The 13,852-nt window shown below is 64.6% G+C and carries 17 protein-coding genes and 1 riboswitch; of the genes, 8 read left to right on the top strand and 9 right to left on the bottom strand.

Features of this window, described 5'->3' with window-relative positions:
* The first annotated feature begins 60 nt into the window (after nt 1-60).
* On the top strand, nt 61-906 hold the full coding sequence (locus L0C59_RS03210; protein ID WP_243089777.1) for a Rossmann-fold NAD(P)-binding domain-containing protein: 846 nt from the start codon (nt 61-63) through the stop codon (nt 904-906).
* Here L0C59_RS03210 and L0C59_RS03215 read toward each other — a convergent pair.
* Genes L0C59_RS03215 through L0C59_RS03240 form a run of 6 tightly spaced genes read right to left on the bottom strand, consistent with a single transcriptional unit; the run spans nt 903 to nt 5,797 of the window.
* Complete coding sequence (locus L0C59_RS03215) at nt 903-1,142, bottom strand: MDR/zinc-dependent alcohol dehydrogenase-like family protein (protein WP_243089778.1); 240 nt, start codon at nt 1,140-1,142, stop codon at nt 903-905. The genes L0C59_RS03210 and L0C59_RS03215 overlap by 4 nt on opposite strands.
* Nucleotides 1,143-1,397 (bottom strand): hypothetical protein, encoded by a 255-nt coding sequence (locus L0C59_RS03220; RefSeq protein ID WP_243089779.1) that lies wholly within the window; start codon nt 1,395-1,397, stop codon nt 1,143-1,145. It abuts the gene before it with no gap.
* A gap of 45 nt (nt 1,398-1,442) precedes the next feature.
* Complete coding sequence (locus L0C59_RS03225) at nt 1,443-2,249, bottom strand: carbohydrate ABC transporter permease (RefSeq protein WP_243089780.1); 807 nt, start codon at nt 2,247-2,249, stop codon at nt 1,443-1,445.
* Nucleotides 2,249-3,358, bottom strand: a complete 1,110-nt coding sequence (locus tag L0C59_RS03230; protein WP_243089781.1) for a carbohydrate ABC transporter permease — start codon at nt 3,356-3,358, stop codon at nt 2,249-2,251. Before L0C59_RS03230 ends, L0C59_RS03225 begins: the two co-directional genes overlap by 1 nt.
* 53 nt (nt 3,359-3,411) lie before the next feature.
* Nucleotides 3,412-4,647 (bottom strand): ABC transporter substrate-binding protein, encoded by a 1,236-nt coding sequence (locus L0C59_RS03235; protein WP_243089782.1) that lies wholly within the window; start codon nt 4,645-4,647, stop codon nt 3,412-3,414.
* Nucleotides 4,604-5,797 carry an ROK family transcriptional regulator gene (locus L0C59_RS03240; RefSeq protein WP_243089783.1) on the bottom strand — a complete coding sequence of 398 codons (1,194 nt, stop codon included), beginning with the start codon at nt 5,795-5,797 and terminating at the stop codon, nt 4,604-4,606. Before L0C59_RS03240 ends, L0C59_RS03235 begins: the two co-directional genes overlap by 44 nt.
* Nucleotides 5,798-5,928: 131 nt before the next feature.
* Nucleotides 5,929-6,088, top strand: a riboswitch (cobalamin riboswitch).
* Between the two features lie 132 nt (nt 6,089-6,220).
* Here L0C59_RS03240 and L0C59_RS03245 point away from each other — a divergent pair.
* The 6 genes from L0C59_RS03245 (at nt 6,221) to L0C59_RS03270 (ending at nt 11,172) form a co-directional block, all read left to right on the top strand.
* Entirely contained in the window at nt 6,221-7,075 is an 855-nt protein-coding gene (locus L0C59_RS03245; RefSeq protein WP_243089784.1) for an ABC transporter substrate-binding protein, read from the top strand.
* A gap of 3 nt (nt 7,076-7,078) precedes the next feature.
* A complete protein-coding gene (locus L0C59_RS03250) occupies nt 7,079-8,107 on the top strand; it encodes a FecCD family ABC transporter permease (protein ID WP_243089785.1) in 1,029 nt (342 codons plus the stop codon).
* Nucleotides 8,094-8,846, top strand: a complete 753-nt coding sequence (locus L0C59_RS03255) for an ABC transporter ATP-binding protein (protein WP_243089786.1) — start codon at nt 8,094-8,096, stop codon at nt 8,844-8,846. The genes L0C59_RS03250 and L0C59_RS03255 overlap by 14 nt, the downstream gene beginning before the upstream one ends.
* Nucleotides 8,827-9,153 carry a hypothetical protein gene (locus L0C59_RS03260; protein WP_243089787.1) on the top strand — a complete coding sequence of 109 codons (327 nt, stop codon included), beginning with the start codon at nt 8,827-8,829 and terminating at the stop codon, nt 9,151-9,153. Before L0C59_RS03255 ends, L0C59_RS03260 begins: the two co-directional genes overlap by 20 nt.
* An 84-nt stretch (nt 9,154-9,237) precedes the next feature.
* Complete coding sequence (locus L0C59_RS03265; RefSeq protein ID WP_243089788.1) at nt 9,238-9,975, top strand: SDR family oxidoreductase; 738 nt, start codon at nt 9,238-9,240, stop codon at nt 9,973-9,975.
* 30 nt (nt 9,976-10,005) lie between these two features.
* Nucleotides 10,006-11,172 carry a serine hydrolase domain-containing protein gene (locus tag L0C59_RS03270; protein ID WP_243089789.1) on the top strand — a complete coding sequence of 389 codons (1,167 nt, stop codon included), beginning with the start codon at nt 10,006-10,008 and terminating at the stop codon, nt 11,170-11,172.
* Here L0C59_RS03270 and mntR read toward each other — a convergent pair.
* From mntR to L0C59_RS03285, 3 genes are read right to left on the bottom strand one after another with little or no spacing between them, the layout of a single operon-like run.
* Nucleotides 11,154-11,825, bottom strand: coding sequence for a manganese-dependent transcriptional regulator MntR (gene mntR / locus L0C59_RS03275; protein ID WP_243089790.1), 672 nt, complete (start codon nt 11,823-11,825; stop codon nt 11,154-11,156). The genes L0C59_RS03270 and mntR overlap by 19 nt on opposite strands.
* Before the next feature lie 28 nt (nt 11,826-11,853).
* Nucleotides 11,854-12,762: a DUF72 domain-containing protein gene (locus L0C59_RS03280; RefSeq protein ID WP_243089791.1), complete on the bottom strand. Its 909-nt coding sequence runs from the start codon at nt 12,760-12,762 to the stop codon at nt 11,854-11,856.
* Nucleotides 12,763-12,801: 39 nt separating this feature from the next.
* Nucleotides 12,802-13,146, bottom strand: coding sequence for an ArsR/SmtB family transcription factor (locus tag L0C59_RS03285; RefSeq protein WP_243089792.1), 345 nt, complete (start codon nt 13,144-13,146; stop codon nt 12,802-12,804).
* 211 nt (nt 13,147-13,357) lie between these two features.
* On the opposite strand from L0C59_RS03285, the gene L0C59_RS03290 reads away from it, so the two are divergent.
* Nucleotides 13,358-13,840, top strand: coding sequence for an arsenate reductase (azurin) small subunit (locus tag L0C59_RS03290; RefSeq protein WP_243089793.1), 483 nt, complete (start codon nt 13,358-13,360; stop codon nt 13,838-13,840).
* Nucleotides 13,841-13,852: the final 12 nt, after the last annotated feature.

A 13,852-nucleotide genomic window follows, 5' to 3' on the forward strand; every position in this document is an offset into this window, starting at 1 on the left:
CACGTGGGCGCAGGTCCATCCTAAAGGGGTGGTCCCACGTTTTGACGTGTACTGAGGGGCATGGGCTATCTTTCGCTTTCCAAGGCCATAGAGGGGGTTCTCCTCCGAAAGGCGGAGGCTCCGAGAAGGCAGGTCCTTCCCATCCCGGGAGGACAGTTCTTGGTGATGCCCGCCGCAGACCAGGAGGTGGTCCTGTGCAAGCTGGTCACGGTGGATGCCTCCCGAAGGGAACAACCTGGGCCTAACCGCCAGCCCGCGGTGCAGGCGGAGGTGTGGGCCAAGAGGCTGGATACCGGGGAGGTCTTTCACCTGCCGGGGGAGGAGATCACGAAAAGGCGCACTGCCGCCCTTTCCCTTCTGGCGGCCCGGCTCCTTGCCCCAAGGCAAGAAGGAGCCCTTCTCCTGGTGGGGCCTGGGGCTCAGGGAGAGGCCCACCTCGAGGCCTTCGCCGAGGGATTCAGCCTGGAGCGGGTGTGGATCCGGGGAAGGAGCAGGGAAAGAACCGAGGCCCTCTTGGCCAAGGCCAGGGGCATGGGCCTCGAGGCGGAGGAGTGGGCGTCCCCTGAGGTGCCAGAGGGGGTGGCCTTCATCGTCACAGCCACCTCGAGCCCCACCCCGGTTTTACCCGAAAGGGTGCCGGAGGGTGCCTTTATCGCCGCCGTGGGAGGCTTCCGCCCGGAAATGCGGGAGGTGCCAAGGGCCTTGGTGGAAAGGGCAGCGGTTTACTGCGATACGGAGGATGCCCTTGTGGAGGCGGGGGAACTTCAGGGCCTGTCTAAGCCCGTGGTAACCCTAAGGGAAGCCCTTTTGGGCAGGCGCTCGGAAGGGGACCCCGTGCTTTTCAAGAGCGTGGGCCACGCCCTTTTTGACCTGGCGGCGGTGCGGCACCTCCTGGGCTTGGACTAAAGGCGGATGACGACCTTGCCCACATGGCCTCGGTCCAGAAGGACTTGGAGGGCGGCCTTGGCCTCAGAGAAGAGGAAAATCCATCCCACCTCGGGCTTGAGCTCCTGGCCCAAGCGGGGCAGGAGAAACGTTAGGGCCGCCTGCACCAGGGCTTCTTCCCTGAGGAGGGGAGCCAGCCAAAAGCCCATTGCCGTAAGGTTCCTGTGCATGCGGCGGAAGGGATTCAGGGGCGCCATCTACCCCTGGGCGGCCCCGATAGAGACCAGCCTTCCCCAAGGGTTTAGAAGGGAAAGACGTCCCTCCAGGTGGCTACCGCGCGCATCCAGAAGGACCTCCACCCCGCCGAATGCTTTGACCTTTTCGGGGGCTCCGCATAGGTGGCGGAGGTATCCGCCAAGGCGTGTGAGGTAGTCGGCAAAGTTCAGGCCCTCCACTTCCAACAGCACCTCTGTCGGCCCCGGCGTGGAGGCGGGGATCTCCTTAAGGACCATGGGGCCTTAAAGGCATTTTTGTACCCAGGCGCGCATGGGAGGCGTCTACCCCTTCACCGAGCCAGCCAAGAGCCCCCGGAGGAAGTACCGGCCCAGGAAGATATAAACCAGAAGGGTGGGTAAAGCGGCGAGGATGGCCCCGGCCATGGGCAGGTTCCACTTCACCGCCTCGCCTCCTGCCAGTTGTGCCAGGGCCACGGTGATGGGCTGGCTTTCCGGCCGGGTAAGGGTTACAGCGAAGAGGAACTCGTTCCAGATCTGGGTAAACTGCCAAATGGCCACCACCACGAAGGCAGGGGCGGAAAGGGGCAGGATCACATGGCGGAAGATGCCGAAGAAGCCCGCACCGTCTATGCGGGCTGCCTCCACCAGCTCGTCAGGGATTTCGCTGTAGTAGTTCTTGAAGATAAGGGTGACGATGGGGATCCCGTAGACCACGTGGACCAGGATGAGGCCCCATAGGGTGCCGTAAAGGCCTATAGCCTTTACGAACTGGAAAAGGGGGATGAGGATGCTCTGGTAGGGAATAAACATGCCGAAGAGCATGAGGGCAAAGAGGAGGTTGGAGCCCCTGAAGGGCCACTTGGCCAGGACGTAGCCGTTTAGCGCCCCGATCAACGCCGAGAGCATGGTGGCGGAAAGAGCTAGGACCACGCTGTTTTGGAACTTGGGCCGGAAAGCATTCCAAGCGATGTTGAAGCTTTCCCAGTACAGTGGGTCTGGCCAGTGCCAGACCGTGTCCAAGGTAATCTTGGCGGGTTCCTTTAGAGCGGTAAGGATCACCAGGTAGACGGGGAGCAGGAAGAAGAGGGTGGCGAGGAGTAGGAAGGCGTACAGGAAGAACCGGCCCATTAGCGCCTGACCTCCTTTTTAAGCTGGCTGGCCAGGTAGGGGATGACCACTGCGGCCACCAGGAGGAGCAGGAGGATGCCGATGGCCGCTCCCTTGGCGAACTGGTTTCCACGGAAGGCCAGGAGGTACATGTAGATGGCGGGCACGTCGGTGGGGGCATAATCCAGTCCGGCCATGGCGAAGATGAGGTCAAAGATCTTCAGGGCGATGTGGCCCAACACGATCATGGCGGAAAGGGTGATGGGGGCGAGGAGGGGAAGAATGACGTACCGGTATATCTGCCACTCGCTGGCCCCGTCCACCTTGGCTGCTTCCAGCACCTCCACGGGGATTCCCCTTAGACCCGCCAGATAAAGGGCCATGGTGTAGCCGGACATCTGCCAGACCGCCGCCAGGATCACTCCTACCAGGGCCAGGCTGAAGCCGTGGAGCTCAGGGTAGGGGAGAAGGTGGGTAGTCCTGCCCAAGGTGAGGGCCCAAACTAGAAGGACCCCGCTGGAGAAGAGGCTCCAAAAAAGTCGCTTCCTTTCCCCTTCCCGGTGGGCTTTCCAAGCCACATACAAAAGGGTTAGGCCCACGGCTAAGGCGGTGTAAAAGGGCAGTTGGTTCCAGTCAAAGACCAGAACCTGTTGCCTGGTGGTGAGCCAGGGGAAGGAGAAGGGGGGTAGGCCGAACAGGGTGGGCAGGACGTTGACCCCGCCTTGGGGCTGGAGGAGCCAGCGCCAGATAGTGCCGGTGACCACGAAGGATAGGGCCATGGGGAAGAGGAAGACGGTGCGGAAAAAGCCTTCTCCCTTGGGTCCGCGGTCCAGGGCCATGGCCAGGAGGAGGCCTAGACCCAGGCTTCCCGCCATGAAAAAGAGGGTAAAGAAGATGAGGTTGACCACGCTTTGGCGGAAGCGCACATCCACGAATCCGGTGAAGAGCTCACGGTAGTTTTCTAGGCCCACGAAGTGGAGCTCTGGCCTTAGGGCCAGGGCCTGGGCAGGGTTTTTCCCCCAGTCGGTAAGGGAAACCCAGAGGTTTTGCCCGATGAAGCCATAAACGAAGATGGCCACCGCCGCCAAGGAGGGAAGGAGGACCAAAAAGGCCGTGATCCGATCGCGCATAAGGCCTCCGGGAAAAGCCCGTGGGGGCTTTTGCCCCCACGGGCCAGGGGGTTTTAGCGGCCCAAGCCCACCTGGTTGGCGATGGCCTGGGCGGCGTTGGCGGCTGCTTGCGGGTTCTTGCTTTGCAGGAAGATCTCCATCACCGTGCCAAACTGGCTCATGAAGCTTTCGGGTGCCACCGCCCCGTGCACCAAAGAGCCCACGATGCGGTTGGACTGCCAGTCCTTCATGGCCGACTGGCCGTAGGCGTTGTACTTGGCGGGGTCGGAGTCCAGCCGGGCGGCGATGGACCCCTTCAGGGGATTAAAGGTATCCTGTCCCTCCTTGGAACCCACCAGCCTGAGCCAGTTGATGGCGTTTTGCCGGTTCTTGGCTCCCTTGGGTAGGCCAAAGGAGTCGGAGAGCATCATGAAGATGCCGGAGGTACCGGGGGACGGGGCCCAGGCAAAGTCGGTGCCGGGCTTGAGTTTCAAGGTGGTGCTCATATAGCCGGCAGCCCAGTCGCCCATGATGTTGAAGGCAGCCTTGCCCTGGACTACTCGATCCACCGCCTGCTGCCAGGAAAGCCCCGCGGCATCCTTGTTAGCACAATCCAGCACCTTTCCGAAGGTTTCCCACACGGCCACCGCCTTGGGATCGGTGAACTTTAGCTTGCCGCTCCAGAGGTTGGCCCAGCCGTCGGCCCCCAGGGTGGCCAGGGCCACGCTTTCCCAGAGGTGTTGCTGGGTCCAGTTCTCGCCCAGAGCTAGGGGCGCCTCGAGGCCCTTTCGCTTCAAGGCCTGGCAGGTGGCGAGGAACTCCGCCCAGGTTTTGGGCGGGGCCACCCCCCATTCCTTCAGCTTGGCGGGGATGTACCACATGACGTTGGAGCGGTGGATGTTGACGGGCACGCTCCAGATGCCTCCCTTGTAGGAAAGGAGGTCGATAAGGCCCTTGGGGAAGGCTTGGAGCCAACCCTCCTGCCGGAAGAGGTTGGTGAGGTCCTCCATACGCTCGGCCACCACCCAGGTGCCGATGAGTTCTTGCCCGGCGTGCACCTGGAAGGTGTCGGGCGGGTCACCTCCCAGCATGCGGGTCTTCAAGACCGCCTTGGCGTTTACCCCTGCTCCGCCGGTAACCGTGGCGTTGATGACCTCCACGCCAGGATACTTTTGCTTATAGAGCCGGATAAGGGCCTCGAGGGCCGGGCCTTCGTCTCCCGCCCACCAGGAGAAGATCTCCAGCTTCCCCGTCTGGGCCAGGGCGCTAAGCCCCAAGGCCATGCCGATTGCCAAAAGCCACTTCCTCATACCTACCTCCATTGCGACGTGGGCTTTCCGCCCACAAGCCGCCCAGCTCAAAGAACTTCACCAGGAAGAGGCTGGCCCCGCCCACCGCTGGAGCCAGGTGACCGTAGACGGAAGGTTGTACGGGTAAGGAGCGGTGTGCCTCCAAAAAGGCATGGGCCACCAAGGACTGGCGCATGGGGCGCTCTAGGTAAGGGAAGAGCTCGGCTGCCTTGCCGCCTATGACCACCCGGGCCGGGTCGTAGGCCACCGCCAGGTTGGCCAGGAAGCGGCCCATGGCCTCGCCCAAGTGGCGGATGGCTTCCAAGGCCAAAGCCTTCCCTTGCTTGGCCTGCTGGAGCAGGGCCTCGAGGTCCCCCGCCTTCCCGCCCAGGGAGCGGTAATGCTCCAAAAGGGCACCGAGGCCTAGTTCGGTTTCCAAGCACCCCACCCGGCCGCAGGCGCAGGGCCTGTGTCCCTGGCCGAGCCAGTGGCCCAGTTCCCCAGCGGCCCCACCCGCTCCCCGCAGGATCCGGCTATCCGATACCACCCCGATGCCCAAGCCCGTGCTGAGCACCAGGAAGGCGAGATTGGCCTCCCCGTGAAAGAAGACCTCGGACAGGGCCGCGGCCTTGGCATCGTTTTCCAAAGCCGTGGGCAGGGGAAAGTGGGAAAGCAAGGGCCGTAGGTCCAGGTTTTTCCAGCCCAGATTGGGGGCCAGGAGAAGCCGGTCCTCCACCACCACCCCAGGCAGGGTGAACCCGAGGCCCAAAGGCCCGGGTACATGGGAAAAAACCTCCTGCAGAAGCCGTTCCAGGCGTTCCCTAGGGCCGGCCTCCCGGGGGTGGCTCCATTCCTTGGCCCATAGAACCTCCCCCCGCCAGTCCAAGGCCAAAAGGACGGTTTCCTCCACCCCCAGTTCCGCGCCCAGGGCAAAGCGGGCACCGGGGCGCAGGTGCAGGAGGGTGCCAGGCCGTCCCACGGGGGGAGAGGTAAAAGCCCCTTCCTCCAGAAGGCCCTCTTGTAAGAGCTCGTCCACCAGGCGACTGACCGCGCTTTTAGCCAAACCGGTAAGCCGGGAAAGGTCCGCACGGGTAAGGGGGCCCCGCCTCAGGTGGGCCAGGATGGCCCGGCGGTTGAGCCTGCGGATTTCCTGGGTGTCCCCTTTGCGCATCCTTGCTCCTTCCCCTTGCCCCTTTAGTTCGTTCTCGGGACTAAGTAAATCATCCCTCCCTGGACGTGTCAAGCCCTTGCCTTTTTGCCCCGTTGGGCTTAGCCTTGCCTTAAGGCCCGCTAGGGCCTCAAAGCCAGGTCCGTTGCCCTGGTGCCTGGGCGCGTAGTCCAGGCTTAAAGTGGGGAAGTCCGGTGCAAGTCCGGCGCTGTCCCGCAACGGTAACCGGCCACGCTATGGGCTTGAGCTTCGTAGGCCGGAAGCCCGAATACCTGCCAGGGCCGCCCGCCACACCCCGAGGCGGGCACCTCACGCGGATGGGGGAGCGATGGGGGTTTGCAAAGCCATTTGCGCCCCTGCCGCTTTCCGGCAGGGGTTTTCCCTACCTCCCCCGGGCCTGGCCCTAGCGGCCTTAGGGAGGTAGGCATGAGAAGAATGTTGGTCTTCCTTGCGGCTTTTTGGGCCTTGGCTTTGGCCTTCCCCTTGACGGTCACCGACGACCTAGGGCGCACGGTTACCGTCAAGGCACCGCCCAAACGGATCGTCACCATGTTGCCCTCGGTGACGGAAACGGTGTGCGCCCTTGGGGCTTGCGACCGCATCGTGGCCACCGACGACTACTCCGACTGGCCCGAAAGGGTGAAGGCCCTGCCTAAGGCGGGAGGGCTTTACAACCCCAATCCCGAGTTCATCGTTTCCTTGAAGCCGGACCTGGTTCTGGTTTCCAAGTATGGCCGGCTGTACGAGACCCTGGAGCGGGCAGGGCTGACGGTGTATGCGGTGCGCACGGAAACCTACGAGGACATCTTCCGCACCACCCGCACCCTGGGGAAACTCCTGGGCCTCGAGGCCCAGGCGGAGCGCCTGGTGGCCCAGATCCAGCAGGAGGTGTACGGAGAGGAGTCCCGTGCGGCCAAGGCCAAGGCCCGGCCCAGGGTCTACTACGAGATCGACCCCACCCCCTACACCGTGGGCCCGGAGAGCTTCATCGGGGTCTTGATCCAAAAGGCTAGGGGGGTGAACATCATCCCCAAGGAGCTGGGCCTTTTCCCCAAGATCGCCCCGGAGTTCGTGGTGGAAAAGAACCCCGAGGTGATCGTGGCCACCTACCCGGGGGCCCTGGAAACCATCCGGGCTAGGCCGGGATGGAGCCGGGTGAGCGCGGTGCAGACAGGGCGGATCTGCGTGTTTACCGGGGGTCAGGATAGCCTCCTCTCCCGCCCAGGTCCCCGGGTAGCCCAGGGGCTTAGGCTCCTGGTGGATTGCTTCCATGGGCGCTAGGCCATGACCCGGGCCCTCCCCCTGGCCCTCAAGCGGAGCCTGGTCTTTTTCTGGCTCCTCTTCCTCCTCTTCCTGGCCTTGGTGCTGGGGGTAGCCATGGGGGCGGTGAGCCTGCCGCCGGGCGAGGTGCTCCAAGCCCTTTTGGGTTTAAAGGAAAATCCCATCGTCACCGAGATGCGGCTTCCCCGGGTCCTGGGGGGCATGCTGGTGGGGGCGGCCTTGGGGGTGGCAGGGGCCAGCTTTCAGGGGCTTTTCCGTAACCCCCTGGCCGACCCCTACCTCATGGGCTCTGCCGCGGGAGCGGCCTTCGCGGTGACCCTTCTGGCCAGCTTGTTGGGGGGCCTAGCCCCCGCTTTTGCCCAGCACGCCATCTTCCCCAGCCTACCCCTTTCCGCCACCCTGTTTGGGTTTCTCGGGGCCCTCTTTGCCACCCTCCTCACCCTGGTCCTGGCAGGGGGAGCGGCGCGGACGGGGGAGCTGGTCCTGGCGGGGGTGGTGGTGGGGAGCGTCCTGACCGGGGCCACCACCTATCTGATGCTCCAGGATGCCGACCGGGTGCGGGCGGTCTTCGCCTACACCCTGGGCAACCTGGCCTTCATGGGCTGGCCTTCGGTGAGGGCCATGGCGCTTTTTTTCCTTCTGGCCCTTCCCCCGCTGTTGCTTTTGGGCCGGGTGTTGAACGCCCTTCAGCTGGGGGAGGAGGTGGCCCGGAGCATGGGGCTACCCCTCGAGGGCCTGAAGCTTCTCCTCCTCCTCGCCGCAAGCCTCCTGGTGGCGGCTGCCGTGTCCCAAGCGGGGATCATCGGCTTCGTGGGCCTGATTACCCCCCACCTCCTCCGGCGCCTCTTGGGTGAGGACTACCGCCTGCTGCTACCTGCTTCCGCCCTAGGGGGGGCGGCCCTTCTGGCGTTGGCGGATCTCCTGGCCCGCACCCTCACTCGGCCGGTGGAGCTTCCCGTGGGGGTGGTCACCACCCTCCTAGGGGGGCCCTTTTTCCTCTACCTCATGTGGAGGCGGCGTGGAAGGGCTTGAGGCCAAGGGGGTTCAAGGGCCTTTCGTCCTACAGGGGGTGGACCTGGCCCTAAGGCCTGGGGAGTGGGTGGCCCTTTTGGGTCCCAACGGTTCGGGAAAGACCACCCTTCTACGGGTCATGGCCGGCCTCCTGCGGCCTAGGAAAGGGGAGGTCTTCTTGGACGGAAGGCCCCTTCGGGCTTACGGCAGCTACGCCCGGGGCCGGCTCCTTGCCTACCTTCCCCAGGGGGGCCCTTACCCCGAGGGGCTTTTGGTGGAGGAGGTGGTGCGCCTGGGGAGGCTTCCCCACCTGGGCCTTTGGGGGCGGGAGGGACGGGAGGACGCGGAAGCGGTGGAGTGGGCTTTGGAGGCCACCGGGGCCGCCCGTTTCCGGGGCCGGTACCTGGGTAGCCTTTCCGGCGGGGAGCGCCAGCGGGTTCTTCTGGCCCGGGCCCTGGCGGCCAGGCCCCGTTACCTCCTCCTGGACGAGCCCACCACCTTCCTGGACCTGGAGTACCAGGGTGGGTTCCTTGCCCTCTTTCAAGGCCTGGCGGCCAAGGGAATGGGGATTCTTTCCGTCCTTCACGATCCTAACCAGGCCGCTTTGGCAAGGCGGGTGGCGGTTTTGAAAGGGGGGCGGCTCTTGGCGGAGGGGGGGCCGGAGGCGGTTTTCACGGAAACCCTTCTGCAAAACCTCTACGGCCCCAGGGTGCGGGTGGCTCACCTTATGGGGAGGCCCCATGTCTACCTGGACGGATAGGGCTAGGCTCTACATCCGGGGCCGGGCTTTCCTCTTGGACCTTGGGGAGGAGGTGGCCTTTTACACGGAATCCGGGCCCAAGAGGGCCCGTTACCTCCTGGTGGGCAGGCTTTCCCTGCCCGAGCGCTTGCGGCTAGGCCTGCCCCGGGAAGAGGTTCTCCACTACCCTTTGCCGGTGGACCCCTTGGCCTTTGAGTGGGAGGGGGAGACCCTGGTCCTTCCGGGGCTTAGGGTGTATCTGGGAGGGCCCCCAGCCTTTGTGGAAACCCCTTACTATGCCTGGCGGCTGGGGGCAGGGGATGGGTAAGGCCAGCGGGTCCTTGACGGGAAGTCCCGCAAGGGATAGGGTGAACTTACCGACCGTTCGGTCGCCAAGCGCGGGAGGTGGCGGATGCGGCTGAAGGACAAGGTGGTGTTGATCACGGGGGCGGCCCACGGGATCGGCCGGACTACCCTGGAGCTTTTTGCCCGGGAGGGGGCCAGGCTGGTGGCCTGCGATCTGGAGGAGGAGCCCCTGGGGGAGGCGGCGGCGGCCACCGGGGCCTTGGCCATCCCCATGGATGTGGCCGATCCCCTTTCGGTGGAAAGGGGGTTTGCGGAGGCCCTTCGGGCCATGGGCCGCCTGGACGGGGTGGTGCACTATGCGGGCATAACCCGGGACAACTTCCACTGGAGGATGCCCCTAGAGGACTGGGAGGCGGTGTTGCGGGTGAACCTTACGGGAAGCTTCCTGGTGGCCAGGGCGGCCTCCGAGGCCATGCGGGAGCGGAACCCTGGTTCCATCGTGCTCACCAGTTCCCGGGTGTACCTGGGTAACCTGGGGCAGGCCAACTATGCCGCTTCCAAGGCGGGGGTGGTGGGGCTTACCCGCACCTTGGCCCTGGAGCTGGGGCGGTATGGGATCCGGGTGAACGCCCTGGCCCCGGGGTTCATCGAGACCCGGATGACGGCCAAGGTGCCGGAGAAGGTGCGGGAGAAGGCCATCGCCGCTACACCCTTGGGCCGTGCGGGCCAGCCCATAGAGGTGGCCCATGCCGCCCTTTTCCTGGTTTCCGATGAGTCCAGCTTCATCACCGGCCAGGTCCTTTTCGTGGACGGGGGCAGGACGGTGGGGGCTGCTCCCGCCTGAGCATCGGGGCCGGGCCAGCAAGGGGGAACCATGGATTTTTCCCGGCTAGATGATTTTTTAAAGAGGCAGGTGGCTGAGGGCCTCCTCCCGGGTTATGTGGCCCTGGTGGCCCGGGGGGGAGAGGTGGCCTACCAGGGAGTGGGGGGGTATCTGGACCCGGATAAGGGCCTTCCCATGCGGGAAGATGCTCTTTTTCGCATCTACTCCATGACCAAACCCTGGGTTTCCGTCCTGGCCCTAACCTTTGTGGAGGAGGGCAGGCTCTCCCTCCTGGACCCTGTGGAAGGGTACCTGCCGGGGTTCGCCGGGATCAAGGTGGGGCGGGAAGTGGGGGAGGAGGTGGTCCTCGAGCCCCTGAGGCGGCCCCTCACCGTCTACGATCTCCTTCGCCACACCGCAGGCTTCACCTATGGGGTCTTTTTCCGCTCCCCCGTGAAGCGGCTCTACCTGGAGGCAGGGGTGGACCGGTTTGACCTCTCCCGGGAGGCCTTCTTGGAGCGGCTTGCCGCCTTGCCTCTCCGCTTCCAGCCTGGGGAAGCCTTTGAGTACGGGCTTTCCACCGATGTGCTTGGGCACCTTTTAGAGGCTCTTACAGGTAAAAGCCTGGCGGAGCTGTTGGAGAAGCGGGTGTTTGCTCCCTTGGATATGCGGAGCTCAGGCTTCTTGGCCCGGGACCCTACCAGTCTGGCCCAACCCTTTTCCCAGGACCCGGAGACGGGCCGGTCCATCCGCCTCATCCCCGTGGAAGCGGAGCCGCCCCGGTATGCGGGGGGCTTGGGTGGCGTGAGCACGGCCTTGGACTACCTGCGGTTCCTGGAGGCCCTGCGCACGGGCCGGGGGCTTTTGCATCCCCGCCTTTGCCGCTTCATGACCCAGGACCACCTGGGCCCCCTGTACGAGGCTGGGTTGCGGCGGGGCCTCGAGTACGCCCCTGGCCCGGGCTACGGCTTCGGCCTGGGGGTGGCGGTGCGTTTGGGCCATGGGGGTTTGGCCCCAGGAAGCCCCGGGGACTTTTACTGGTGGGGGTTTGCCGGCACCTACTTCCTGGTGGATCCCACCCAAGGGGTGAGCGCCCTGCTCCTCACCCAGGCCCCCAACCTCCTTTCCGTGCTGGAGCCGGAAAGGGCCCTTCATTCCCGGCTTGGGCAGAGGCTTGGCCTGGCCTTCCGCGCCCTGGTTTACGGAGCCCTTTCCTGAAGGGGCTCCACTCCCACCGCCTGGGCCAGCTCCTCGGGGAGGCGCAACACCTCCCCGGCGATATCGATGGCCACCCCGTCTCCCTTTTCCACCACCCTAAGGACCTTTCCGGGAACCAGGCCCAGCCTGGCCAGAAGGTTTAGGGTGCCCCTGTCCTGAGCCAGGGCCCGCACCACCCGGGCCTCCCCCAAGGGGGCCTGCGAGAGGGGAAGGGCGGGGGCTTCCGCAAGGGCCAGGTCCTTGGTGGGGATGGGGTCCCCGTGGGGGTCAAAGGGAGGGTGGCCTAAGAGCTCGGCGATCCTTTCCTCAAAGGCCTCGCTGATCACGTGTTCCAGCCTTTCCGCCTCCTGGTGGACCTCTTCCCAGCCGTAGCCCAGGGCCTGGTGCAGGTAGGCCTCGAGGAGCCGGTGGTGCCTTAGAACCTCCAGGGCGATCCGCCGTCCGGCCTCGGTGAGCCGGGCCCCCTGGTAGGGGGCATGCTCCACCAGGCCCAAGGCGGTGAGCTTCTTGAGCATCTCCGTCACCGAGGGGGGTTTTACCCCCAGGCGCTCGGCAAGCGCCTGGGTGGGTACCGGGCTTTGCCCCTTGGCCTCCAGGAGGAAAAGCTGCTTCAGGTAGTCCTCCTGGGCCTCGGATAGGGGAGGGCGCGCCATCCCCCTCAAGGTAGCATGAGAACGGGGGTTAAAGGAGCCGTTTGGCCCAGGGGGGAGGTCCTAAACCCAGGAGGCGTTTTAGCCCCAAGGCCGCCTCTACCCCTTGGGTGCCGAAGTTGTTGTTGAAGATGACGAAGACTGTATCCGCCCTCTCCGCCAGGGTGTGGGTGGCCTGGACCAGATCCAGAAGCTCCTCCTCCGAGTAACGCCAGTTGAAGCGCTCATAGGGCTTCCGGTGGGGGCCTTTCCAGGAGTTTGCGTTCCTTCCGTGGCATCTTAGCACCGCCACGGGGTGGGTGGGTTCCAGGACCCGGGGTGGGGCCTCGGGGTGGGGTGGGGCATCCACGCTCACGTGGATGAACCCAAGCCGCTCAAGCTCCCGCCGCACGAATCCCCAGGCCACGTACCACCTGGGGTTGCGGAACTCCACCGCCACCCAAAAGCCTTGGGTCCTTTCCGCCAGGTGCTCCAAGTACTGGAAGCTTCGGGGCTTGGGTTCGGTCCAAGGGGGCAGGCCAAAGTGGAGGTAGCCCAGCTTTTCTGCTTGCCTGAGGGGCTCGATGGCGGAGAGAAAACGGCTCCAGGCTTCCTCGATGACCTCCCTGGGCACTTCCCTCTGGGCCAGGTGGCCTTCCTGTCGGGGGAGGAGGGAGCGGAGGTCCTTGGGAAGGGCGGTGGCCTCGAGGCCATGCCCGGTGAAGGCGGAAAAGGCCTTCACGTGGAAGAGAAAGCCGGGCGGGGTCCTCTCCGCCCATCTCGCCACCACCTCCCGCCTGGGCAGGGCGTAGAAGGTGCTGTCCACCTCCACGGTGTCAAAGTGTTCCGCGTAGTAGCGGAGGCGCTTTTCCGGATGGTTTCGCACCTCAGGTGGGTACCAGCCCGAGGCAAGGAGGGTTTCATCCGTCCAGCTGGCGGTGCCCACCCGGATCTCTCCCATGCCCCCATGGTGGCAGGGAGGGAACCGTTAGGCAAGGGTTTAAACCGCTTTGGCCGCGGCCCTCTCCGCTTGGCGGGCCAGGTGAAGGAGCTCGTGGGCCAGGGCTTCTAAGGCCCCGGGCTTCAAGCGAAAATAGGTCCAGCGCCCCACCCGCACGCCCTCCACCAACCCCGCCTCGCGGAGGATCCTAAGGTGGTGGCTTACCGTGGGGCCCGAAAGCCCGGTCTTCTCCTTCAAGTGGCAAAAGCAGACCCCATAGGCGCTACCACAGCGCGGGTCAAAGGCGGTGTGCTCGTCGGGAAGCTCCGCCAGTAGCCGGACGATGGTGATCCGGGCAGGGTGGGCTAGGGCCTCGAGGCGGCCTTGCACCAGGTCGTGCCCCATGGCTCCCACTTTAGCAAACGAAAACGGGATGCGGTGAAAGACATCACATTTTTATGGGTTCATGGGGGTTTTGCTTATGCGTACAAGAGCCCTTGGGTAGGGGGTTTAGGCCCCGGTACCCCTAAGAGGTATTTGGAAGCCGTGCTAACGGGATTGACAAATGTCCCGGGAGTTTGATACGCTTCAAACGCACCCAAGGAGGTGTATGGCTATGACGCAAACCTTGTCCCGTAGGCGGTTTGTAAAGCTGACGGCGGCGGCCACCGCCCTCTTCACCGCGGGAGGGAAGGCCCAATGGGGCTATGCCCCCAGCCTCACCTACCCGGCGGTGAAGGTGGCCAACGTTGCCCAGGTGAAAACAGGCCAGCCCATCACCTTCAACTACCCCGATGCCTCCGCCCCGGCCATCCTGGTCAAGCTGGGCAAGCCGGCCATTGGGGGCGTGGGGCCTGGGCGGGACATCGTGGCCTTTTCGGCCCTTTGCACCCACATGGGCTGCCCCCTCCAGTACGAGGGGGGAAGGTTCATCTGCCGGTGCCACTACTCCATGTTTGACCCCTCCAAGGCTGGGCAGACTTACCAGGGCCTGGCCAGCTCCTGGCTTCCCCAGATTCCCCTCCGTATTGACGGGAAGGGCGATATCTATGCGGTGGCCGTGGCCGGCCTCATCTGGGGCCGCGTGAAGAACGTATAGGAGGTGGAGCGT

It is taken from the genome of Thermus neutrinimicus (genome assembly GCF_022760955.1).
Classification (GTDB): domain Bacteria; phylum Deinococcota; class Deinococci; order Deinococcales; family Thermaceae; genus Thermus; species Thermus neutrinimicus.